The sequence below is a fragment of the Phytomonospora endophytica genome (assembly GCF_014202425.1).
Taxonomy (GTDB): domain Bacteria; phylum Actinomycetota; class Actinomycetes; order Mycobacteriales; family Micromonosporaceae; genus Phytomonospora; species Phytomonospora endophytica.
This window is the reverse complement of record NZ_JACHGT010000020.1, coordinates 61,198-83,790: the sequence shown is the minus strand read 5'-3', so window position 1 is coordinate 83,790 and position 22,593 is coordinate 61,198. Positions and strand designations below refer to the sequence as shown.

At 71.2% G+C, this 22,593-nt stretch carries 23 protein-coding genes; 5 read left to right on the top strand and 18 right to left on the bottom strand.

Annotation, left to right across the window (positions count from 1 at the left end):
* The first annotated feature begins 31 nt into the window (after nucleotides 1-31).
* Nucleotides 32-814, top strand: a complete 783-nt coding sequence (locus HNR73_RS34605) for an inositol monophosphatase family protein (protein ID WP_184792263.1) — start codon at nucleotides 32-34, stop codon at nucleotides 812-814.
* Nucleotides 815-819: 5 nt separating this feature from the next.
* Here HNR73_RS34605 and HNR73_RS34600 read toward each other — a convergent pair whose 3' ends face one another.
* Together HNR73_RS34600 and HNR73_RS34595 are read right to left on the bottom strand one after the other, a co-directional pair.
* A complete protein-coding gene (locus tag HNR73_RS34600; RefSeq protein WP_184792262.1) occupies nucleotides 820-2,823 on the bottom strand; it encodes a M91 family zinc metallopeptidase in 2,004 nt (667 codons plus the stop codon).
* Nucleotides 2,824-2,855: 32 nt separating this feature from the next.
* Nucleotides 2,856-3,179 (bottom strand): hypothetical protein, encoded by a 324-nt coding sequence (locus tag HNR73_RS34595; RefSeq protein ID WP_184792261.1) that lies wholly within the window; start codon nucleotides 3,177-3,179, stop codon nucleotides 2,856-2,858.
* 152 nt (nucleotides 3,180-3,331) lie between these two features.
* On the opposite strand from HNR73_RS34595, the gene HNR73_RS34590 reads away from it, so the two are divergent.
* Nucleotides 3,332-4,192 carry a hypothetical protein gene (locus tag HNR73_RS34590; protein WP_184792260.1) on the top strand — a complete coding sequence of 287 codons (861 nt, stop codon included), beginning with the start codon at nucleotides 3,332-3,334 and terminating at the stop codon, nucleotides 4,190-4,192.
* On the opposite strand, the gene HNR73_RS34585 is transcribed toward HNR73_RS34590, so the two are convergent.
* The 10 genes from HNR73_RS34585 to HNR73_RS34540 all read right to left on the bottom strand — a co-directional run bounded on the left by HNR73_RS34585 (nucleotide 4,136) and on the right by HNR73_RS34540 (nucleotide 13,120).
* Nucleotides 4,136-4,897, bottom strand: coding sequence for an MBL fold metallo-hydrolase (locus tag HNR73_RS34585; protein ID WP_184792259.1), 762 nt, complete (start codon nucleotides 4,895-4,897; stop codon nucleotides 4,136-4,138). The two genes, HNR73_RS34590 and HNR73_RS34585, sit on opposite strands and share 57 nt — an antisense overlap.
* Nucleotides 4,894-5,745 (bottom strand): glutamate racemase, encoded by an 852-nt coding sequence (gene murI / locus HNR73_RS34580; protein WP_184792258.1) that lies wholly within the window; start codon nucleotides 5,743-5,745, stop codon nucleotides 4,894-4,896. Before murI ends, HNR73_RS34585 begins: the two co-directional genes overlap by 4 nt.
* A gap of 98 nt (nucleotides 5,746-5,843) precedes the next feature.
* The gene (locus tag HNR73_RS34575; RefSeq protein WP_184792257.1) at nucleotides 5,844-6,209 is read right to left on the bottom strand and encodes a hypothetical protein; all 366 of its coding nucleotides are present in this window, start codon (nucleotides 6,207-6,209) and stop codon (nucleotides 5,844-5,846) included.
* A 78-nt stretch (nucleotides 6,210-6,287) separates the two neighbouring features.
* Nucleotides 6,288-7,238: a PLP-dependent cysteine synthase family protein gene (locus HNR73_RS34570; protein WP_184792256.1), complete on the bottom strand. Its 951-nt coding sequence runs from the start codon at nucleotides 7,236-7,238 to the stop codon at nucleotides 6,288-6,290.
* Between the two features lie 8 nt (nucleotides 7,239-7,246).
* On the bottom strand, nucleotides 7,247-7,522 hold the full coding sequence (locus HNR73_RS34565; protein WP_184792255.1) for a MoaD/ThiS family protein: 276 nt from the start codon (nucleotides 7,520-7,522) through the stop codon (nucleotides 7,247-7,249).
* Between the two features lie 83 nt (nucleotides 7,523-7,605).
* Nucleotides 7,606-8,088: a M67 family metallopeptidase gene (locus HNR73_RS34560; RefSeq protein WP_184792254.1), complete on the bottom strand. Its 483-nt coding sequence runs from the start codon at nucleotides 8,086-8,088 to the stop codon at nucleotides 7,606-7,608.
* Nucleotides 8,089-8,117: 29 nt separating this feature from the next.
* Nucleotides 8,118-8,618, bottom strand: coding sequence for a DUF2017 family protein (locus HNR73_RS34555; protein WP_184792253.1), 501 nt, complete (start codon nucleotides 8,616-8,618; stop codon nucleotides 8,118-8,120).
* 14 nt (nucleotides 8,619-8,632) lie between these two features.
* On the bottom strand, nucleotides 8,633-8,923 hold the full coding sequence (gene clpS / locus HNR73_RS34550) for an ATP-dependent Clp protease adapter ClpS (RefSeq protein ID WP_184792252.1): 291 nt from the start codon (nucleotides 8,921-8,923) through the stop codon (nucleotides 8,633-8,635).
* Nucleotides 8,924-10,730: 1,807 nt separating this feature from the next.
* Entirely contained in the window at nucleotides 10,731-10,973 is a 243-nt protein-coding gene (locus HNR73_RS34545) for a hypothetical protein (RefSeq protein ID WP_184792251.1), read from the bottom strand.
* The gene (locus HNR73_RS34540) at nucleotides 10,973-13,120 is read right to left on the bottom strand and encodes a glycosyltransferase family 4 protein (RefSeq protein WP_184792250.1); all 2,148 of its coding nucleotides are present in this window, start codon (nucleotides 13,118-13,120) and stop codon (nucleotides 10,973-10,975) included. The genes HNR73_RS34545 and HNR73_RS34540 overlap by 1 nt, the downstream gene beginning before the upstream one ends.
* A gap of 199 nt (nucleotides 13,121-13,319) precedes the next feature.
* Here HNR73_RS34540 and HNR73_RS34535 point away from each other — a divergent pair, with 199 nt between their 5' ends.
* Complete coding sequence (locus tag HNR73_RS34535) at nucleotides 13,320-14,591, top strand: nicotinate phosphoribosyltransferase (protein ID WP_275414569.1); 1,272 nt, start codon at nucleotides 13,320-13,322, stop codon at nucleotides 14,589-14,591.
* On the opposite strand, the gene HNR73_RS34530 is transcribed toward HNR73_RS34535, so the two are convergent.
* Genes HNR73_RS34530 through HNR73_RS34520 form a run of 3 tightly spaced genes read right to left on the bottom strand, consistent with a single transcriptional unit; the run spans nucleotide 14,588 to nucleotide 17,032 of the window.
* On the bottom strand, nucleotides 14,588-15,163 hold the full coding sequence (locus tag HNR73_RS34530; protein WP_184792248.1) for an isochorismatase family protein: 576 nt from the start codon (nucleotides 15,161-15,163) through the stop codon (nucleotides 14,588-14,590). The two genes, HNR73_RS34535 and HNR73_RS34530, sit on opposite strands and share 4 nt — an antisense overlap.
* Nucleotides 15,164-15,200: 37 nt before the next feature.
* Nucleotides 15,201-15,857 (bottom strand): TetR/AcrR family transcriptional regulator, encoded by a 657-nt coding sequence (locus tag HNR73_RS41050; RefSeq protein ID WP_184792247.1) that lies wholly within the window; start codon nucleotides 15,855-15,857, stop codon nucleotides 15,201-15,203.
* 14 nt (nucleotides 15,858-15,871) lie between these two features.
* Nucleotides 15,872-17,032, bottom strand: a complete 1,161-nt coding sequence (locus tag HNR73_RS34520) for an MFS transporter (RefSeq protein WP_184792246.1) — start codon at nucleotides 17,030-17,032, stop codon at nucleotides 15,872-15,874.
* 60 nt (nucleotides 17,033-17,092) lie between these two features.
* Between HNR73_RS34520 and HNR73_RS34515 the strand changes: the two genes are divergently transcribed.
* A complete protein-coding gene (locus HNR73_RS34515) occupies nucleotides 17,093-17,794 on the top strand; it encodes a cysteine hydrolase family protein (RefSeq protein WP_184792245.1) in 702 nt (233 codons plus the stop codon).
* A 66-nt stretch (nucleotides 17,795-17,860) separates the two neighbouring features.
* On the opposite strand, the gene ctaD is transcribed toward HNR73_RS34515, so the two are convergent.
* Nucleotides 17,861-19,549, bottom strand: coding sequence for an aa3-type cytochrome oxidase subunit I (ctaD, locus tag HNR73_RS34510; RefSeq protein ID WP_184792244.1), 1,689 nt, complete (start codon nucleotides 19,547-19,549; stop codon nucleotides 17,861-17,863).
* 151 nt (nucleotides 19,550-19,700) lie between these two features.
* Here ctaD and HNR73_RS34505 point away from each other — a divergent pair, with 151 nt between their 5' ends.
* Nucleotides 19,701-20,417: a phosphotransferase gene (locus HNR73_RS34505; RefSeq protein WP_184792243.1), complete on the top strand. Its 717-nt coding sequence runs from the start codon at nucleotides 19,701-19,703 to the stop codon at nucleotides 20,415-20,417.
* Between the two features lie 687 nt (nucleotides 20,418-21,104).
* Here the strand turns inward: HNR73_RS34505 and HNR73_RS34500 are convergent.
* Nucleotides 21,105-22,118, bottom strand: a complete 1,014-nt coding sequence (locus HNR73_RS34500) for a TAXI family TRAP transporter solute-binding subunit (RefSeq protein ID WP_239122177.1) — start codon at nucleotides 22,116-22,118, stop codon at nucleotides 21,105-21,107.
* 23 nt (nucleotides 22,119-22,141) lie between these two features.
* Nucleotides 22,142-22,585: a roadblock/LC7 domain-containing protein gene (locus HNR73_RS34495; RefSeq protein WP_184792241.1), complete on the bottom strand. Its 444-nt coding sequence runs from the start codon at nucleotides 22,583-22,585 to the stop codon at nucleotides 22,142-22,144.
* Between the last annotated feature and the right edge of the window lie 8 nt (nucleotides 22,586-22,593).

Below are 22,593 nucleotides of genomic sequence, written 5' to 3'. Positions count from 1 at the left end.
GCGCGTGTACGGGCAGGATAGATTCACCGCCATGGCCGACTACACCGATGACCTTGGGCTCGCGCACGTCCTCGCCGACAGCGCCGACTCGATCTCCGCGACGAGGTTCCGCGCCAACGACCTCCACGTGGACACCAAGCCGGACACGACCCACGTCACCGACGCCGACCTGTCGGTCGAGAAGGCCATCCGCTCCACCCTCGGCCGGTACCGCTCCCGCGACTCGATCCTGGGTGAGGAGTTCGGTCTCGAAGGCAACAGCGGCCGCCGCTGGGTCATCGACCCCATCGACGCCACCGCCAACTACGTGCGCGGGGTTCCCGTCTGGGCGACGCTCATCTCGCTGATGGACGGCGACGAACCCGTCGTCGGACTGGTCAGCGCGCCCGCCCTCGGCCGCCGCTGGTGGGCCGCGAAGGGCGCGGGCGCGTTCGCCGGCAAGGACCGCTCGCGCGCCGAGCGCCTCAAGGTCTCCTCGGTGTCCACCGTGGAGGACGCGTCGGTCTCGCTGTCGTCGATCACGTCCTGGTACAAGCGGGGGATGGGCGACAACGCCCTCGGCCTGCTCACCGACGCGTGGCGCAACCGCGCCTACGGGGACTTCTACAGCTACGTGCTGCTCGCCGAAGGCGTCGTCGACATCGCGATGGAACCCGAGGTCGCGCTGTGGGACCTGGCGGCCCTGTCGGTGATCGTGACGGAGGCCGGCGGCCGATTCACCGCGCTCGACGGCACGCCGGGACCCACCGGCGGCTCGGCGGTCGCGACGAACGGGCTGCTGCACGGGGCGGTGCTGGAGCGGCTGAAGGGTTAGGTGCTCTACTTCGTCGGCGAGCCGTACTGTTCGCGCAGACTCCAGCCGAACTCCTGCCGGAGCCCGTTCTCGGTGTACTGGATCGGATGATCGGGGTCGATCTCGTAACCCTTCCTCCCGTCGAGGATCGGGTCGATCGGCAGCCCGACCGCCTGCCGTTCGGCGTTCGGCACCGGTTTGCCGTCCCGGAAGTCGGGGTCGGCCGGATCGATGTGGGGGCCGATCTTGGTGGTGTCGTTGAGGTAGTCGTAGCTGTGCGCGAGTTCGTGGTACAGGGTCGTCGACGGCGGCTTGTTCTGGTGCACCAGGCCGTATTCGGGGTTGTAGCGAATATTCGAGTCGTTCATCGACAGTTTGGTGAAGTCGTTCTCGCTGCCGGCGTCGGCGTCGCTCTCCTTGATGACGATCTCGCGCTCGCCCGGCCAGATGTCGTGGTGCGTCTTGCTCACCTCGTCCCCGAGCTCGATGATCATCTGCCTGCCGGTCGGCGAGGCGGCGAACAGGTCGAGGTCGGCTTCGACGCGCTCCTCGTACTCGTCGGTGCCGCGGACCTGGATGAAGCTCGCATCGGCGATGTCGACCCGCTCCGCCTTCGTGTTCCCGGAGACCGAGTCCTCCGCCTGGACGTAGGCGACCTCACCGTCGGTCCGGGTCCCGCCTTCCACGCGGTCGATCCCGTGGCCCGCGTACAGGACGTCACGCCCCTCGCCGCCGTACAGCCGGTCATTACCGCGTCCACCCGAGACGACGTCGTTGCCGGCTCCGCCGTCGACGATGTCGTCGCCCTTGGCGCCTTCGAGGTAGTCCTGGCCCGCGCCGCCGTAGAGCCTGTCGTTTCCGGAGAGGCCGTAGACGATGTCGGTGTCGTCGCCGGCGCGCACGACATCGTCGCCGAACTGACCGTCGACGTAGTCCCGGCCGGAGCCCGTGGCGATCGTGTCGTCACCGTCGCCGCCATAGACCTCGTCATCGCCGTCGCCCGTGGTGATCCGATCGTTCCCGCCTCCGGCCTGGACCTGGTCCGCGCCCGAACCGGTGTCCACGATGTCGGACCCGTCGCCGGTCTCGACCTTGTCGTCGCCGCCGCCGGAAGCGACGTAGCTCGGACCGTCACCGGTCTTGACCTTGTCGTCGCCGCCGCCGCTGAGGACCACGTGCCCGGCCGAGTCCGAGTCGGTCGTGACCGAGTCGTCGCCCGCCCCGGTGAGCGCGGTGACCGGGGCGTCGGTCTTGACCGTGACGGTGTCGTCGCCATCGCCGGTGCGCACGGTGACGTCCGACCCGACGATCGGTATCCGCACGCCGTTGATCTCGATGAAGGTCCTGCCCTTGCCGTCGGTGTCGACCACGACGCGGTCGTTTCGCGCTCCACCGGTATTGATGATGACCGACCCATCGGGGAGGTAGAGCACCTGTGATGCGCGAACCGCCTCGGGGGGCATGGCGAACGGGACGCCATCCCCGGCATAGGGGTGCCAGCGGTCACTGACGTCCTCGAAGCGCGTCCGCACCTCTCGCACCGTCGCGGCGGCGGAGCGCAGGCGGGCGTCGAGGCTCGACGTGGTGGCCTCGGCGTCGCGAACGCCCTGCCGTACGAGCTCTTCCTGGGCCGCGTCACGGGTACGGAACTCGATGACGCTCCCGGCGATGGTGAATTCGACCCGCCCCATCAGCGCACCGAGCGAGTCGGTCAGACCGGCCTGCGTGTCGCGCAGGTCCCCCGCGAGCTCGGTGAGCACCGTCGCGGCCGCGTCCGCGATGCCCTTCGTCCCGGCCATGGAGTCCCGAAGGGACTTGACGTGCCGCTCGTACTGCTCGCGTGAGAGGCCGGCCCAGTCGTTGTCGAAGAGCTTCGCCGCCTCACCGTTCAGCCGCTCGGCTTCACGGTCCACGGTCGAACCGATGGCGCGCCAGTTCGAGGCCGCCTGATCGAGAAGTCCCGGTTCGGCCTCAAGGCTCCACGTCGAGAGAGGCACCTGGGTGTGGAAGACGGTCTGAGCGGTGGTCACGGCGGACTCCTCGCGGTCGCGTTGTGGGACGGTCAACCCGGGAGGCCGACGGATTCGTGGCGCTCCATCTCCTCGTCGTCGGTCTGCTTGTAGGCGAAGGCGATACGAAGCAGCCGGTCGGCGTCGCCGTCGAGCACGCCGGTGAGATCCTCGACCGCTCGGCCGGCCGTCTCGATCGCGTCGCCGTAGTCGACCGCGAGGGACTCGGCGGCGTTGGTGTTGCCGAAGGCCGATGAGGGGACGAGGACGCCGCTCCATCCGCGCGGCAGCTCGGAGCGCACCCGATAGGCCACCATCAGCACCGCCTGCGATAAAACGGCCAGTTCCACCGGGTCGGCACGCACTTCATCGGTCATGGCGCGACCGTATCCCCGTCGCGCAACTGTCGAGAGTGGACAAATAGCGGCGGCGTCGGCCTGCGCCTTCCCGTCCGCGTCGACAAGTTCGGCGGCACGATTCCCCGGAATTGATGACCCGCGTGCCCTTCGGCGTCCCTAGACTCGCTCCCGTGACGCGAATCGTCGGTGTGCACGGAGTCCTCCAGTACCGCCCCGGCGACCCGTTGCGGGCCGGCGAGGCGATCGCGGCGGCCTGGGCCGAGGAGCTCGGACCGGACTCGGGCGCGGTGGTCGAAGTCGCCTACTACGCCGACCTGGTGCGGAAACCCGGTGCCTACGGTGAACCGCTCAATGTGGACCGTCTGGACGCCGACGCGTGGTCGACGGCGGCGGCCTACCTGGCCGCCGCGCTGCCCGACCTGACCCACGCCGACGGGCGGCTGCGGGTCTCGCCGCGCACGGCGATGGGGATCCTGGCCGGGCGGCGGGGTCTCAACGGCGCGGCGACGCACGGGTCCGTCGTCGCCTTCGCACGCGAGACCGCGCGGTTCCTGCGCGACCACGGGACGGCGGGCACACGCGAGGCCGTGACCGCGCGCGTGGCGCGCCGGATCGCGGGCGCCGACGTGGTCGTCGCGCACTCGCTGGGGGCCGTTGTCGCCTACGAGACACTCTGGCGCCATTCACCGATTGCGATACCAATGCTCATCACGATCGGTTCACCGCTCGCGATCCCAGGCGCGGTCTTCCCGCGCCTGTCACCGCCCACCATGGACGGTCGCCGGCCGAAACCGCCCAATGTGGACCGCTGGATCGACGTCCTCGACCCCCGCGACCTCTTCGCGGTACCCGGCGGCGAGGTCGGGGCGCGCTTCGACGACGTCGTGGCGCATCAGGACCGGGTACCCGGCTTCGACGCGCACCGGCCCGGCGGCTACCTGCGCGCCGAACCCGTGCGCACGGCGCTGCTGGCGCTAGATCTGGTACACCGCACCGGATCTGGCCAGATCGATGGGCCCGTTGAAGGCTGAGGCCGCCTCCTCGTAGGTGCGCTCCTCGCTACCCCACGCCTGCACCAGATGGGTCAGGACGAGCTTGCCGACGCCCGCCTTCGTGGCGTGCTCACCGGCCTCCTTGCCCGTCAGGTGCACGTTCGGCGGATTGTCGCGACCCTCCAGATAGGACGCCTCGCACAAGAACAGGTCACTGTGCTGCGCCAGGCGGACCAGCGCCTCGCACGGGCCGGAGTCGGAGGAGTAGGCCAGCGACCGTCCATTGTGGGTGATGCGGACCCCGTAGGTCTCGACCGGATGCGACACCAGGTCCACCGTCACACCGAAGGGCCCGAGCTCGAAAGTGCTGGGAGCCATGGGATGGAAGGCGTACACGTCCCGCAGTGAAGGCGCGATGTGCTCCTCCCCCGCACCGCCGTAGGCCTCCATCAGCCGCGCCTCGGTGTCGCGCGGCCCGTACACCGGGATCCGCGGGAAGGGCGCGCCCGGCGCGTACCGGCGCATCACCACGTAGGTGCAGGCGTCCAGCACATGGTCGGCGTGCAGGTGCGTCAGCATGATCGCGTCGATCGAATGCGGATCGACGTGCCTCTGCAGGGCCCCGAGCGAACCGGAGCCGAAGTCGATGAGCAACCGGAAGCCCTCGGCCTCCACCACATAGGCCGAACAGGGGGAATCGGGACCGGGGAAGCTGCCGGCACAGCCGATGATCGTCAGTTTCACGATGCCATTCCTCTCGCGCCGGCCGCGCCCCCACTCGACGGTGTGACCTCACCGAACGCGTCCGCGCGCACATCCGCCAGCTGCGGTCCCAGGAAACGCCGGGCGAGCCGCGCGAAGGACACCGCGTCACCGGTCGCCAGAAAGCGATGCGCGGGCGGCTCGGAAGCGTTCTCCCGCAGCAGACCCTGGTCGGTGAGCACCCGGTACAACTGCCGGGCCGTCTCCTCGGCGCTCGACACCAGCGTCACCTCGTCTCCCATCACCAGGCCGATCAGCCCGGCGAGCAGCGGATAGTGCGTGCAGCCGAGGACAACAGTGTCGACATCCGCACGCTGTAGCGGCTCAAGGTAGGCCGAAGCGAGGCCCAGTAGCTGTCGGCCCGTTGTCACTCCGCGTTCCACGAAATCCACGAAGGCGGGCGCGGCGGCGCTCGTCACCGCGATGTGCGGGGCGGCCCCGAAGGCGTCCTCGTAGGCACCGCTGGAAACGGTCGCGGCGGTCCCGAGGACCCCGATGCGGCCGTTGCGGGTCGCCGCGGCGGCACGGCGGACGGCGGGCCGGATGACCTCGACGACGGGGATGTCGTAGCGCTCGCGCGCGTCGTGCAGACAGGCCGCGCTGGCGGTGTTGCAGGCGATCACCAGGGCTTTCACCCCGAGCCCGACGAGGTGGTCGCAGGCGTCGAGGGAATGCCTGCGCACGTCGGCGATGGGCTTGGGCCCATAGGGCACATGCCTGGTGTCGCCGACATAGACCAGTCGCTCGGCGGGCAGTTGATCGAGCACGGCGCGAGCCACCGTCAGACCGCCGACGCCGGAGTCGAAGATCCCGATAGGTGCGTCCGTCACCTAGGGGAGCGTACGCGTCGAACACCTGTCAACGCAGTGCACGACGCCCGCCTTGTCACGAAGGTGACAGGTGAGGGCCGTCACCGCTGTGATCGAGCTTACGAAGCCTGAGCGGTCAAAACGACACCGATGATGAACACGACCGTGCTCGACGCCAGCAGAATCCACGGCGTCTGCTTCGCCCGCGTCATCGGGAAAGCCGCGATCGCCAGGGACAGGCCGACCAGGCCGGTGACGATGATGGCCGGCTCGAACCAGCCCGGGGTCTTACCGCCGAGAAGCAGGATCAGGTCGATCAGGCCGACGATCAGACCGCAGACGGCGAGGCACAGCGCCCAGGCGCACACGCCCATGAGCCGTCGCAGCCGCACGTCCGGCACGGGTCGGTTCTCCGGGGCGGCCTGGGCGGCGCGCGGCTGCTCGGTCGGCACCATCGGCGTCCGTGTTGAGGTCTGGATGCTCATGCTGCCCGACTCTACTCGTGGCCTCCGACAGCGCAACCATCCGTCACGCCCGCCGTTGACCTGGACAAATGGCGAGGCTCACGCCCACAGTTGGCCGTCGAGGGCCTCGGCGGCCTCTTCGAGCGAGCCCGAATAGGCACCCGTGGACAGATATTTCCACCCCGCGTCGGCGACGATCACGACGATGTCGGCGGGGACACCGGTCCGCACCGCCTCGGCCGCCACCACCAGCGCGGCGTGCAGCACGGCCCCCGTCGAGGGCCCCGCGAACACGCCCTCCTCGGTGACGAGCTGGCGTGTACGGCGCAACGCGTCGGCCGTGCCCACCGAGATCCGGCGGTGCAGGACCTTCTCGTCGTAGAGCTCCGGAACGAAGCCCTCGTCGAGGTTGCGCAGACCGTAGACGAGCTCGCCGTAACGCGGTTCGGCCGCGACGATCTTGACGCCGGGCGCGTTGTCGCGCAGGAAACGGCCGGTGCCCATGAGCGTCCCGGTGGTGCCGAGCCCGGCGACCAGGTGTGTCATGGTCGGCAGGTCCCGCAGCAGTTCCGGGCCGGTCGTCGCCGTGTGCGCGGCGGCGTTGGCGGCGTTGGAGTACTGGTCGAGCATCACCCAGTCGGGGTTCTCCGCGGCGAGCTTGCGCGCCATGGCGACCGCCTGGTTCGACCCGCCGGCCGCCGGGGAGGGCACGACCTTCGCGCCGTACAGCTCCAGGAGCTGGCGGCGCTCGGCCGAGGTGTTCTCCGGCATCACGCAGATCAGCCGGTACCCCCGCAGGCGGCTGACCAGGGCCAGCGCGATCCCGGTGTTGCCGGAGGTCGGTTCGAGGATCGTCGCACCGGGCTTCAGCAGCCCGTCGGCCTCGGCCGCCGACAACATGGACAGCGCGGCCCGGTCCTTGATGCTGCCGGTCGGGTTGCGGTCCTCCAGCTTCGCCCACAGCCGGACGTCGCCCGAGGGCGACAGGTTCGGCAACCCGACCAGCGGGGTGTCGCCCGCGGTGTCGAGTATCGAGTCGTACCGCGCCATGGCTCGCGTCAGCCGCCGGCCACGGCGGGCAGGATCGTCACCGAGTCGCCGTCGTTGAGGGCGGTGTCGAGACCGCCGGTGAAGCGGACGTCCTCGTCGTTGACGTAGACGTTGACGAAGCGGTGGAGCGCGCCCTCGCCGGTGATGACGCGGCCCGACAGGCCGTTGTGGCGGGTGTCGAGGTCGGCGAAGAGGGCCGAGAGGGTGTCACCGTCGCCCTTGACGATCTTCTCGCCGCCGGTGTGGGTGCGCAGGATGGTGGGAATGCGAACTTCGACAGACATGGTCGTTCTCTTTCACGCAGAGGTGTCGTACCGATTGAAGAGGGAACCGAGGTCAGCGCGGGGCTCGGCGCGCGCGGCGCGGCCTAGCGCGGTTCGGCACAGTCGTACACGATCGAGGTGGGGGTGTGCCCGATCTTGTACGTCTGGACGGCGAGCTCGTCGCCGGTGAGCTCGACGGGTTCCTCGGTGATCTCGCCGTCGACGATCCGGAAGGAGCGCACCATGGCGGTCTCCGGTTCGCGGGTCGAGATCAGCACGTAGTGCGCGTTCGGTTCGGACGCGAACTTCACGTCGGTGCGCGAGGGGTAGGCCTCGGTCGCGGTGTGGGAGTGGTAGATGACGACCGGTTCCTCGTCGTGGTCGTCCATCCAGCGCCACACGGCGAGCTGCTCGGCCGAGTCGAAGCGGTAGAACGTCGGCGAGCGTTCGGCGTTGATCATCTCCACGAGACGCTCGGGTGAATCGGACCCCGCGGGGCCGGCGATGATGCCGCAGGCCTCGTCCGGGTGGTCCCGGCGGGCATGGGCCACCATCGCGGCAACAAGCGCACGGTGGATCGTCAACACGCTCGACAGCCTACCCGGTCGGCGGGCGGTCACCACCCCGCGACGGCGACGACGAGCGACTCCTGGACGTAGGTGAGGAGTTCGTAGAGTCCGAGCGCCGCCGCACGTGGGGACACCGGGTCGGCGAGGATCTCGTCGTCCATCTCGCGGCCGAGGTCGGTGGATTCGCTGATGTCCAGGCGAACGCCGAGGGCGAGCCGGACGTCGGTGATAGCGCGCAGCCACGCCTCGGCGGTCTCGCCGTCGATGCGGACCTCGCCGCCTTCGGCGGGGAGCGTGTCGAGAAGCACATCGACCTGGGCGAGTTTGGTGCCGGTGAGTTCGGCGTCGGTGAGGCGGTGGAACTCGGCGGCGTCGTCGCTGGAGTCGTTGTAGACGTCGGGGAAGAGACGCGCGGTGACGGGGTCACCGGTGTCGTGCGCCCGGACGAGTCCGGCGATGCCCTGGACGGATTGCCGGATCGCATCGGCCTCGGCCGGTGCGAAGGTGGCGACGAATGAGTCGTCGCCGTCACGAATGAAGGCTCGCATGGTTCCTGTTCGGGTTACTGGCGCTCGACGGTGGCCCAGAGGCCGTGGGCGTGGAGACGGGTGGCGTCGAACTCCATGCGTTCGCGGGCCCCGGAGGAGACGGTGGCGCGGCCCTTGTGGTGCACGTCGAGCATGAGCTTCTCGGCCTTGTCGCGGTTGTAGCCGAAGAGCTTCTGCAGGACCCAGGTCACGTAGCTCATGAGGTTGACCGGGTCGTTGTGCACGACCGTCGCCCAGGGGCGATCGGGGTCGATTCGTTCCTCATGGTCCGACACGATGTCCGGACTCGCCAGTGGTGCACCCATGCCTCCATCGTGCCACCCCGGCGCCAGCCACGGGGTGGCGGTGGGTGCGCGCGGGGGGCCGCGCGGGGGCTGTTAGGAGGGGCGTGGTGCGGGGTTGGGCCGGTGCGCGACGGGAGGTGGGCGGGGCGTGGAGGGGCACGTGGCGGCGGGTGTTGGGGGTGGGGCCGGGGGTGGCGGTGCGGCGGGGAGTGGTGACGGGGAGGGAGGGGCGGGTGGGGTTCCACTGGGCGGGATGGGGGTGGGGGTGGACCGGCCCGCCGGCCCGTCCAGGTCTCCGCGTGGCATCCCCCGCACGCTGAAGTGCTCGGGGCTCGCCTTGCCACGGGGGCGTCGTCCGCGCGGCCGTGGGGGCGGCTGGGGACCCGGCACTCGGTGGCTTGGGCGGGATGCGGGCGGCAGGCGTGGTGGGGCGTGGCGGGCTTGCCGGGGGGCGGGGGGGGTGGAGGGCGGGGTCGGGGGGTGGAGGGCGGGGGGGCGAGCGGGGGCGGCCGAGGCTTGCGCGTGGCCGTGGGCAGGACCCAGCCCCGGCCTCCCGTCACGCACCACGGGTCGTTCGCGCGGACGTGGGCGAGACGCGGGCGGGGAGGCCACGTCGGCCCCGGAAACGCACTGTTCGCGCGTCTTTCCGGCGACGGCGGACCGCGCGCTGTCGGCGCTGGAAACGGCGTGGCGCGAGGTGCGACGAAGAGCCGCCGTGAGACCCGCCATCAGCTCGTCCGAGTCTCATCGCACCCATGCCCCGCACGGCTGAAATGCTCGGAACTCGCCTTGCCGCGCACCCGATCTCATCGCGAATCGCGGGTAACAGCGGGCGCAGGGCCCCGGTGCGCCGCTGACGGCGCGGGCGCGAGGGCAGTCACCGCCCTGGACGAGCCGCCGGCAGCGAAGGCGCGGCGACGCGATGGGTCCATCCGTCAGGCTGTCCCTGCCTTGCGGGGCATCCCCGGCGCGCTGGCGGGCTCGGGCTCGTCTCAGGCTCGTCTCAGGCTCGGCCCGTCTCAGGCTCAGGCTCGTCTCAGGCTCGGGCCCGTCTCAGGCTCGGGCCCGTCTCAGGCTCGGGCCCGTCTCAGGCTCGGGCACGGGCTCGTCTCGGGCTCGGGCTCGGGCTCGTCTCAGGCACGGCCCCGTCTCAGGCACGGGCTCGTCTCGGGCCCGGCCTCGTCTCGGGCCCGGCCTCGTCTCAGGCCCGGCCTCGTCTCAGGCTCAGGCTCGGGCTCGGGCTCGGGCTCGTCTCGCCGAGCCGCACCTCCTCCCACCGTGCCGCGTCCTCCTCCCACCGTGCAGCGTCCTCCGCACCGCCTCGGGAGCGGCTGGGCCGCCCTCCGGCACCCGGCCGCCACTGGCGGCGGCAGGCGCGGTGAAATGCGCGGCGGGTGGCGAGCGCGGCGATGCGAGGGGTGTGAGACCGATCGACGGGCCGTCCCTGCCTTGCGGGGCATCCCCGGCACACTGGCGGGCTCGGGCTCGTCTCGCCGAGCCGCACCTCCTCCCACCGTGCCGCGTCCTCCTCCCACCGTGCCGCGTCCTCCGCACCGCCTCGGGAGCGGCTGGGCCGCCCTCCGGCACCCGGCACCCGCCGGCCGCTGGCGGCGGCGGGCGCGGCGATGCGCGGCCAGCGGCGAGCGGCGAGCGTGGCGAGTTTCGGGCAGGGGTCGTCGCTTGGCGGCAAAACGCCCCCGAAAACGAACGATACGGACGAGGTGTGACAAAACACCGTCGGTCCGAGAGCCGGACCCACGCCCGCCTCCCCTAACTGCCGCATGGGTTGCGTTCTCGGCCCGGCGCTCGCCGGACCGGCCCGCCTCCCCTACCCCGCTCCCCCGCGCAGTCCTTCGATCTCCGCGCGCGCGGCCGCCAGTTCCGCCCGGACCTCCGTCAGCGCGTCGTACAGCTCGTCCAGTCCGCGCGCGTTGCGCAGCCGCAGTTCGTCCACGGCCCCCTCGAAGGCCGCCGTCGCGCGTCCTTGGACGGCGCGTTCCGCCGCCTTCTCGGCGCGGTGGTCGATGCGGGTCGTGACCGGACGCAGGATCTTCCGCAGGACTCGGCCCATCAGTGTCGCCTCCGCAGCAGTGCGCGTTCCATGAGTTCGGCGTCGTCGCCGCGGCCGGTGGCGCGCAGGGTCGCGACGGCGCGGGTGTGGGCGTCGGGGGTCTCATCGTCGAGGGCGGCGACGGTGGGGCCCGGCGTCTCGGGGGGCGGCCCGTCGTGGGCCAGGGAGAGCGCCGTCGACATGCGTTCGGCGAAGCGGGCGGGCGCGAAGAGTTCCTCGACCTCGCCGTAGGCGTCCTCGTCGACGTCGTCGGCCAGTACGGCGGCGATGGCGTCCAACGCGGCGCCGGGCGTGTACTCGCCGAAGCCCCGGTAACCGCCGACGCCTTCCAGGATCTCCTTCGACCCGACGCGGTCGTATGTCACGATCCGCAGCCTCTGCTGAACCGCCTCGATCACGGCGAGGGGCATCGGATCGTCCACACTCGACAGGAACAGCACGTCGGCCCGGGCGAGTTCGGCCCGCACCCGTCGCCGTGGCATGGCGCCCCGCCAGTCGACGCGCGGCGACTCCAGCGCCGACCCGCTCACGCCGCCTCGGTGCCCGTACCAGGCGAAGTCCCACGGCAGCCCGGCCGCGCGCTCGGCGACCCGCGAGAACAGGTCGACGCCCTTGCGGTCCTGCACCGTCCCGACCATCACGATCCGCGGCCTTTCGCCGACGGCGGCGCGCGCTCGCGGCGGCCGGTCGTCGAGCGGCACGGTGTTGTATACGACGACGGGGTTGCGCGCCCCCAGCTTGCGGTAGAAGTCGGCCTGCGCGCGCGAGACGCACAGCACCCGCAGGCGCGGCAGCAGCTCCAGGAGCCTCTCGTGCCGTACCCCGCGCGTGGCCGCCTCGTGGTTGAACACGTACTCCGTCTCGTGCACGTACACCGCCGTCGGCACGCGTGCTTCGAGCAGCGCCTCCGCGACCCGCGAGCCGAGCCAGTTGCGCCAGAAGAACGCCAGGCTGTTGATCAGCACCTGCTCGCAGCCCTCGATCGCGGCGAGCACGCCCTCGACGCTGGAGAAGGCCCAGATGTCGATGTAGCGGACGTCGACGGGCCCGGCGGCGACGAGGTCCCGCGTGTAGGTCAGCACGGGCACGGCGACGCCGGTGACGTACCCGAAGTCCGTGCCGATCACCGCCACCGAGCGCGGGCGGCGGATGCGGTCGCGGATCTCGTCGAGCGCGCGTTCGGCGAGGCTCGCGCGCGGCCCGGTCCCGGTGCGGCCGGGCGGGGGCGGGGGTACGGGGAGCGCGGCCTCTTCGACCACGGCGAGGACGCGTTCGGCGACGTCGGAATGGAAGGCGAGGTAGTGCTCGACGGGTTCGCCGGTGGGATTGCCGCGGAAGCGTCCGTCCACTTTGAGGCGCAGCGCGACCTCGCCGAGCTCGCCGGTGCCGCGGGTGGTGCGGATCAGGTTGTGCCGCAGGTCGGGCAGGACGCGGTCGCCGAGCCGGTGGTGGACCAGCGGGATCCCGGCGCGGAGGGTCTCCGGGTAGAGCGCTTCGAGTGAGGTGACGACGAGGTCGGCGCCCTCGATGGCGGTGTCGAACACGACCTCGCCGTAGGCGCCGAGTTCCCCGGCGGCCTCGGTCCAGTCGCCTTCGCCGGCGATCACGATCCGCAGCGGTGTCCCGGGCTCAACGGTCCTGCGGTGTACGGCGGAGCGGGCGGCGCGGAGCAGTTCGGGGTCGTCGCCGAGGCCGAGGGCGCCGGTGACGACGACGGCGGTGTCGGGGGCGCGGTCGGCGATCGCGCGACGGGTCGCCGGGCCCCACACGCACACCGCGGCCGGTCCGCCGTCGCCGAGTTGCCCCTGCACGGCGGTGACGGCGTCGAGGCGGGTGTGGCGGTAGTCGACGTGCCGGTCCTGGACCAGCACGACCGGCAACCGCGTGCGCAGGCCGCGCGTCAGCCGGCGCCCGAGACGGGAGCGGTCGCCGCACAGGACAAGCCGGTCGACGTCGTGGGCGTCCACGAAGGCCCGCACGCGCGTCTCCAGTTCGTGGGGCAGATCGACCTCGCTGATCGCCTCGCGCGGCCCGACGAGATCCGGGGTCAGTTCGTCGACGGTGTGCCCGGCCGCCTCGGCGGCGCGGCGGAACCTCGCGATGACCCGTCGGGCGTGGTCATCCTCGGTGAAGACGGCGATGCGCATGCGAGGGGGAGTCCTTATGGCGTGGACCTGTCGGTCCCCGGGGAGCGGGCTGCGCAAGGCTATGCGCCGGGAGCCGAACGCCGGGCGGTCGCCGCGTGAAAGTCGGGTGAACGAAAGACGCCAAGGGTCTTGCGAACGGGCGGGTGAAGATCGTCATCCTGCACTCGCCCCCGAGCGACCGTTGATTAGGCTCACGTTCGTGAGCGTGCTCCAGACCGACCATTACGAGCTGACCATGGTGTCGGCCGCCCTCGCCGACGGCAGCGCACAGCGACGCTGCGTCTTCGAGGTGTTCGCGCGCAGGCTGCCCAACGGGCGCCGCTACGGCGTCGTCGCCGGAACCGGCCGCCTGCTCGACCACCTCGCCGACTTCCGTTTCCACGACGAGCAGCTCGACTTCCTGCGCCGGCGGAAGATCGTCAACGACGAGACCGTCGACTGGCTGGCCGACTACCGCTTCCGCGGTGACGTCGACGGCTACGCCGAGGGCGAGCTGTACTTCCCCGGTTCGCCGATCCTGACCGTCACGGGCACCTTCGCCGAGTGCGTGCTGCTGGAGACGCTGGCCCTGTCGGTGCTCAACTTCGACTCCGCGATCGCGGGGGCGGCGGCGCGGATGGTGACCGCCGCGCGCGGCCGGCCGATCATCGAGATGGGCTCCCGGCGCGCGCACGAGGACGCCGCGGTCGCCGCCGCGCGGGCCTCCTACCTGGCCGGTTTCGCCGTGACCTCGAACCTGGAGGCGGGCATGCGCTACGGCATCCCGACCGCCGGAACCTCCGCGCACGCCTACACGCTGCTCCACGACAGCGAGCCGGAGGCCTTCGCCTCCCAGGTGGCGACGCTGGGCACGGACACGACGCTGCTCGTCGACACCTACGACATCTCCGAGGGCATCCGGCGGGCGATCGCCGCCGCCGGGCCGGGCCTGCGCGCGATCCGCATCGACTCCGGCGACCTGCACGTCCTCGGGCAGCAGTCCCGCGAGCAGCTCGACTCCCTCGGCGCCGCCGACACGCGCATCGTCGTGTCCGGCGACCTCGACGAGTACTCGATCGCGTCGCTGGCGGCCACGCCCGTCGACATCTACGGCGCCGGAACGGCCGTCGTCACCGGTTCGGGCGCGCCCACGGCCGGGCTGGTCTACAAGCTCGTCGAGGTCGAGGGCCGGCCGGTGGTGAAGCGTTCGGAGAACAAGGCGACCGTCGGCGGCCGCAAGACCGCTGTACGCCGCCACAAGCCGACCGGGACGGCCGTCGAGGAGATCGTCGTCTCGCAGGGCACGCCCGAGGCGGAGCCCGGCGACCGGATCCTCCAGCGGCCGCTGATCCGCGGCGGCGAGCGGGTCGCGGACCTGCCGACGCTCGACGGGTCGCGCGACCACCTCCGCGAGTGCCTCATCTCCATCCCCTGGGAGGGCCTGAAGCTCTCCCAGGGCGACCCGGCGATCCCCGTGGTGGTGCGGTCCTAGCCGCCCACGACAGGTTCACCGACGAGTGTCACGTCCGCCTCGCGCAATTGGCGCAGGGCGGACGTCGTCGTCTCGGCCGCCACACCGGCGGTCAGGTCGAGCAGCACGGTCGTCGCGAAGCCCTCGCGGGCGGCGTCGAGGGCCGTGGCGCGCACGCAGTGGTCGGTGGCGATGCCGACGACGTCGACCTCGGTGACGTCGTGCGCGCGCAGCCAGTCGGCCAGACCGGTGCTGTCGCTGGCGCCTTCGAAGCCCGAGTAGGCGGCGGCGTAGGCGCCCTTGTCGAAGACGGCCTCGGCCCGCGCGTGGTCGAAGTCGGGGTGGAAGGCGGCGCCCTCGGTCCCGACGACGCAGTGCACCGGCCAGCTGTCGACGAAGTCGGGCTCGGCGGAGAAGTGCGGGCCCGGGTCGATGTGGTGGTCGCGGGTGGCGACGACATGGGTCCAGCGGTCGGGTTCTTCGCGGAGGACCGCGGTGATGGCGGCGGCGACACCGGCGCCCCCGGTGACCGCGAGGGACCCGCCCTCGCAGAAGTCCTTCTGTACGTCCACGACGATCAGTGCGCGTGCCATGGGACAAGCCTAGGGGGTCCGCGCGAAAGGCGGCGGGTCAGCGCCGGGCGTAGTGCGACAGGAACACGTCGACGCCCGCCGCCACCGTGCCGTCGATGTCGCGGTCCTCGGCGCGCTCCTCCGGCAGGAAGGTCAGCACGAGCTGGAGGCCGCCGAGGGTCATGCCGATGAGCTGCCGGACGGCGCGTTCGGGGTCGGGTACGGCAAGCAGGTCGCCGTCGAGCTCGGTGAGGAGTCCGATGAGCGGCGCGTCCATCATCTCGCGGGTGATCTTGAACCAGAGGTGGCCGAGCTGCGGGAAGCGCGCGACCTCGCCGATGACCAGCCGCCGCAGCGCGAGGATGTCGTCGCAGAGCACACGCCGCGACCAGGACGCGAGGTAGGCGGTGAGCGATTCACGCAGGGCGGACAGGCCCGTGATGTCGGAGGCGAGGGGTTCCAGACCGTCGTAGGCATCGGTCAGGACACCGGCGATGACCGCGAGGAACAGCCGCTCCTTGCTGCCGAAGTGCTGGTAGATGGTCGGTTTCGAGACCTCGGCGCGCTTGGCGATCTTGTCGACCGAGGCCGCCGCGTAGCCCTCGCGCAGGAACTCGGCGACGGCCGCGTCGACGATCGAGGCCCGCTTGCGCTCCGAGGCGCTGACGGGCTCGGCGATGACGGGGATCCCGTATTCGTCCACATCGGTCGACACCGGCCCACCATAAACTAAACGGTTTGGTTTCGCTCACGGAGGGCGACGGCCAAGCCGGAGGCGGCCAATGGCAGCAGCGCGATGAGCGCCAGCCCGTGCCCGAGGCCCACGGCCGGGCTCAGCAACGACAGCGCGAAGGGACCGACGACGCTGCCGAACTGGAAGGCGAAGTTGACCAGCCCGACGCCCGCCGTGCGCGCCGACGGCGCCAGCCTCGCCGTCGCCGCGCCGACCAGCACGCCCTGCCCGGCCGCCGAGGCGAAGGCCGCGGCGGCCGAGGCCGCCAGCACCGGCGGGACGCCTCCGGCGAAGCCGGCGAGGAGGGCGGCACCGGCGGCCAGGAGCGCCAGGGCACCGGCCACCCGGGTCGCGCCGAAACGCAGTACCGCGCCCGCCGAGGCCCACGACAGGCCCGCACCGATCAGGCCGGGGACGACGAGCAGCGCGCCGACCGAGGAGCGGCTCCAGCCCGTCGCGGCGGTGAGGAGCTGCGGGGCGGCGTAGACGAGCCCGAAGTAGACGGTGGTGAGACCGAGCACGAGGCCGGTGGCGGCCAGGAAGCGGCGGTCGGTCACCACGACCGCCACAGCGAACCCGCCACGCGCGCGCTCGGTGTCGGGCGCCTTGAGGGCGAAAGGCAGCGACACCAGGCTGAGCGCGGGCAGGGCCAGCGCGACCCGCCAGGAGCTCGCGTCGGCGACCAGGGAGCCGACGAGCGGCCCGAGTGCGCCCGCGACGCCGATGCCCGCCGAGATGGCACCCAGGGCGCGCTGGCGACGGGTGGGGCTCTCGTAGTCGCGCGCGACACCCATGGCGCTGACCACCATCGCGCCCGCGCCCGCCGCGATCAGCGCACGGCCGACGCCGATGGTGGGCAGGGAGGGGCCGAGCAGGATCAGCGCGGCACCGGCCGCCAGCGCCGCTCCCCCGGTCCGCAGCATGGTCCGTCGACCGAAGCGCCCGGCGATGAACGCCGCCAAGGGCATCGCCAAGGCCATGCCCCAGCCGTAGAGGGTGAGCAGCCAGGTGGCCGCGCCGAGCGACACGCCGAGGGCGGTGGCGGCCGTCGGGAGCAGCAGGCTCGTGGCGGAGATGCCGAGCGAGACGGGGAAGGTCAAGGCCACCAGGGCGGGTGCGGCGACGGGAGCGCCGGAGCGGTGGCGGGTGATGGTCATGGCCCGATTGAACTACACGGTTTAGTTGGATGTCAATACTGAACGGTTTAGTATGACCACATGATCCCGAGCACCCACCCCACTGAGATCACCGTCGAAGCCCGCCCCGAGGCGGTCGCGTTCGACCTCGCGCGCACGGCCGTCCTCGTCATCGACATGCAGAACGACTTCGGCGCCGAAGGCGGCATGGTCCACCGCGCGGGCGGCGACCTGTCCCTGGTCCGGCACACCATCGCCCCCACCGCCCGCCTGCTCGACGCGGCACGCGCGGCGGGCATGACCGTCGTCTACACGCAGCACGGCTACCTGCCCGACCTCTCCGACCTGGGCTCGCCGGGCGGCAAGAACCGGCTCATCCACGAGGCCCTGAACGTCGGCGAGGAGGTCACCGCGCCCGACGGCCGCGCGAGCCGCATCCTGATCCACGACACCTGGAACACCGAGATGGTCGGCGAGCTCACGCCCGCCGACGGCGATGTCATCGTCGGCAAGAACCGCTTCAGCGGCTTCCGGGAGACCACCCTCGACGCCGACCTGTGGGCGCGGGGCATCGACACGCTCCTGGTCTGCGGCTGGACCACCAGCGACTGCGTCGAGGCCACCGTCCGCGACGCCGCCTACCGCGACTACCGGGCGATCGTCGTCGCCGACTGCACCGGCGAGACGCACGGCCGGGAGTTCCACGCCAACAGCCTCGCGCTCATCGAGCGCATGCACGGCTGGGTGACCGACTCCGCGAGCGTCCTGGCCGCACTGGCCTGAACCCCGCGAACGAAGAACCGCCGGCCCCCGAAGGGACCGGCGGTTCTCGTCGTCACACGGACCGGGCTAGTGCCCGATCTCCTTGCCGCCGTTGGCGTCGGCGATGGCCGCCAGCGCGGCGCCGTGCCGCGCGTCGAAGGCCGGGCGCTCGGAGCGGATGCGCGGCATCCGGTCGAAGTTGCGCAGCGGGGGCGGGCAGCTCGTCGCCCATTCGAGGGAACCGCCGTAGCCCCACGGGTCGTCGACGTTCACGACCCGGCCGGCCTTGTACGACTTGTACATGTTCCACAGGAACGGCAGCGTCGAGGCGCCGAGGATGAACGCGCCGATCGAGGAGATCGTGTTCAGCGTCGTGAAGCCGTCCTCGGGCGCGTAGTCGGCGTAGCGGCGGGGGAAGCCCTCGTTGCCGAGCCAGTGCTGCACCAGGAAGGTCGTGTGGAAGCCGATCATGGTCAGCCAGAAGTGGACCTTCGCGAGGCGCTCGTCGTACATCCGCCCGAACATCTTCGGGAACCAGAAGTAGACCCCGGCGTACACCGCGAACACGATCGTGCCGAACAGCACGTAGTGGAAGTGCGCCACCACGAAGTAGGTGTCCGAGACGTGGAAGTCGATCGGCGGCGACGCGAGCAGGACGCCCGACAGGCCGCCGAACAGGAAGGTGACCAGGAAGCCGATGCTGAACAGCATCGGTGCCTCGAAGGTCAACTGCCCCTTCCACATCGTGCCGATCCAGTCGAAGAACTTGATACCGGTCGGCACGGCGATCAGGAAGGTCATGAAGGAGAAGAACGGCAGCAGCACCTGGCCGGTGGCGAACATGTGGTGCGCCCACACGGCCATCGACAGGGCGGCGATGCTCAGCGTCGCGGCGATCAGCGTCTTGTAACCGAAGATCGGCTTGCGGCTGAAGACCGGGATGATCTCCGAGACGATGCCGAAGAACGGCAGCGCGACGATGTAGACCTCGGGATGCCCGAAGAACCAGAACAGGTTCTGCCAGAGCATGGCGCCGCCGGTGGCGACGTCGAACACGTGTGTGCCCAGATGCCTGTCGGACAGGACCATGCACAGCGCGGCCGCGAGGATCGGGAAGACCATCAGCACCAGCAGCGAGGTGACCAGGAGGTTCCAGGTGAAGATCGGCATCCGGAACATGGTCATGCCCGGCGCGCGCAGCGTCAGGATCGTCGTGACCATGTTGACCGCGCCGAGGATCGTGCCCAGACCCGAGATCAGCAGGCCGACGAACCACATGTCGGCGCCGGCTCCCGGCGAGTTGACCACATCGGACAGCGGCTGGTAGGCGAACCAGCCGAAGTCGGCGGCCCCGCCCGGCGTGGCGAACCCGGCGACGACGAGCGTGCCGCCGAAGAGGTACAGCCAGTAGGCGAAGGCGTTCAGCCGCGGGAAGGCGACGTCGGGGGCGCCGATCTGCAGCGGGACGATGTAGTTGCCGAACGCGAACACCACCGGGGTGGCGAACAGCAGCAGCATGATCGTGCCGTGCATGGTGAACAGCTGGTTGAACTGCTCGGCCGACAGGAACTGCAGACCCGGCCGCGCGAGCTCTCCGCGCATCAGCAGGGCGAGGGTGCCCCCGATGCCGAAGAACACGAACGAGGTGACCAGGTACATGATCCCGATCTGCTTCGCGTCGGTTGTCCGCAGCGTACGGGCCAGCCACGAGCCCTTGGGCTCGCGACGCACCGGCCATGGCCGCGCGACGATCGGCTTCGGTGAAACGGTGGTCACCTGTCGGCCTCCTGTGGCGATGTCTCAATGTGGGCGGTCCGCGGCAGGGCATGCCGCTGGCCCAGCGATCGCAGAATAGCCCTCCGGGTCCTCTACGCGTTGTCGGGGTTGCCAAAAAGATCGGCGTGGCGTACTGGCATCATGCGTGGCCATGGAGTCCACCGGGGACCGCCTCCCGCACGGGTACACCAACCTCACGACGAGCGACGGCACGACGGTGACCAAGAGGTACACCGGACCGCAGGTCAGCGAGCGGCTCACGCGCGAGGCCGCGATCCTGCGCGCGATCGGCTCGGTCGTACCGGTCCCGGCGGTGAAACACGTCGGCGAGGACTACCTCACGATGCGGCACATGCCGGGCACGCACGGTCAAGAGGTTCTGAATCCCGACACCGCCGCGGCGGTCCTCGCCGCCTGCGGCCGGGTCCTCGCGCGGATCCACGCCGTCCCCGCCGCCGTCCTGCCCTTCGAGCGGACGCCCGACATGGCCGCGCTGGGCCGGACCTCGCTGGTCCACGGGGACTTCGGGCCGAACAATGTGCTTCTCGACACCGGCTCGCGCGAAGTGACCGCCGTGCTCGACTGGGAATGGGCGCACCTGGGCCGGCCCGTCGAGGATCTCGCGTGGTGCGAATGGATCGTGCGGATGCACCACCCCGACTGCATCGACGCGCTCCCCCACCTGCATCACGGCTACGGGGCGCAGGCCCCGGCGTGGGAGCAGCGGCGAGGGGCGATGCTCGCGCGGATCAGGGAGCTGCACGACCACTGCGCGAGCGAGACGGACCCCGCACGGATCGAGGCGGCGCACGCGGGCGTGACGGAATGGCGCCGCCGACACGCGATCACGACGAACTGGCGGCCCTGAGTCGTCGGCGGGGGCCTGACCGGCCGCCATATTCCGGGCTCGAAGACCCGCGGAGGCGTGGCGGCGTGGACTTCCGCGGAGATCGCGGTCGGCCCGACGCAAAGGCGCACACATTCGCTGCCGCGACGCCGTCACCTCGAACCGGCGACACCGCCGCGCGGCACCACCCCTGACCCGGCCCGCGAACTCGCGCGCCGGAGTGCGGCACGACCCGGGTGGTCTCGGAGTCCTCGGCTCAAGGAACGCACGGGGCGTGACGGAACGGCGCTGCGGGCACGCGATCACGACGGACGCAGGGCGCTGACCCGCTGGCTCAACCGACCGCCGTCGTCCGCGGCGTCAGGACTCGCGCGGGGCGAGGGGCCGCACGATCGCCGCGCCGACGGGAGACTCCACGTGGCCCGAAGGCGCGCCGGCATGACGGCCCGGACTTCCGCAAGGATCGGCGTGTGGGTGCGCCGGCTTCGCGCGCTGAGGGTTCGGTTCGTGGTGCGGCTCGAAGACACGCACGGTGTGACAACAGCGATCCCGAGAGGCCCCGGCTGGCGGCATCCGCGCGGCTGCGTTCGGTCACGTCGGCGAATGCGTCTTGGAGCGGGCCGCCGCGATCCATGTCGAACTTCTGGCCCCGCCCCTGCCCCACGCCCCCCGGCGGCTTACTCACCGCCGGGGGTCGTGGGTCGCGGTCTAGGGATTCTCTTTGTAGTACTTCGCCGCGCCGGGGTGCAGCGCGACCGGCGTGGTGTCGGCGGCCGTCGCCTTGGTGATGTCGTTGACCACGGGCACCAGCGCGCCGATGCTCTTCTGGTAGTCGAAGAGGATGCGCGTGATGTCGTAGGCCAGGTCCTCGGGCATCTTGTCGCTGACCAGGAGCAGCGTCGGCGCCTCCACCGAGGCGAGGTCCTCGATGTCGTAGGCCGTGCCCCGGATCGTCGTCGGCCGGTAGCCGCCGTAGTTGTTGCGCATGTCCTCGGCGACCGACCCGAGCGGGACGAGGTGGTGCTTGCCCTCGCTCAGGATCTTCTTGATGTTGGCGTTCGGGACACCGCTGGACGCGAAGAACGCGTCCAGGCCGTTGGAGTCGTCGAAGGGGAGACGGATGCGCGTGAGCGCGTCGGTGATGGGCACGTTCTCGGACTTCACGTCGTCCTTGACGCTCATGCCCGCCGTCACCAGCACGCGCTCGGAGAACACGTCGTCGCCGGATCCCGCGTTACCGCGGCTGATGCGCAGGCCCCGCAGTCCCTCGACCGTGTCGACCCGCTCGCGTGGGGCACCGGTGGCCGGATCGGTGCCCAGGTCGTCGCGGACCACCAGGTGCAGCACACCCGGGAAGACCGAGGCGAGCGCCAGGATCGGCTGCTTGAGGTCCTGGAAGTCACCGGTGCCGTTGTAGGCGTCGGCGGGGACGCCGTCACCGGAGACGCCCAGGGCGGCGTCACCGCGGACGATCCGCTGGACGTTGTCGGCCGACGCGCCGGTCGGCTGCGCCGTCGCGACCGCGCCGGGCAGGCCGCTGTTGATCGCGTCGGCGAGGGCGCCGCCGAACTGGTAGTAGACACCACTGGTACCGCCGGTGCCGATGGCGAGTCGGCCCTGGTTCCAGGCGGTGGCGGAGTTCTCGGGCTTGTCGGCGCCGGCGTCGGAGCACGCCGCCAGCACCGACGAGGAGATTCCGGCGGTGCCGAGGGCCGCGGCCACTCGGAGCAACCGACGACGGTCCATCAGCGCTCCCCGACCGGCGGCGCGCTGCCGGCGGCACGTCGGATGGCGGGCTCAAGGGCGCTGGCGACGCGCTTGACGAGCAACGCCATCTCATAGCCGACAAGTCCAAGGTCGCAACCCGCGGCCGCCAGCACGGCGACCTGGGCGCGGTCCCCAACCGCCATGAGCAGCAGGACTCCACCGTCCATGTCGACGACGGCCTGGCGAACCCGGCCGGCGGCGAGCACACGTGAAGCACCCGTGGTGAGGCTGGCCAAGCCGCTGGTGATCGCGGCGAGCTGGTCGGCACGGTCCGTCGGCAGGCCCGCGGAGGCCGCGAGGGCAAGACCATCCACGGAGACCGTCAGCGCGTGCGCGACATCGGGCACCTTCTGCGTGAACGAGGTGAGCAACCAGTCGAGCTCACCGACCGCGCCCGCATGTGCGCCATTGCCGGGCGGCATCGATCGAG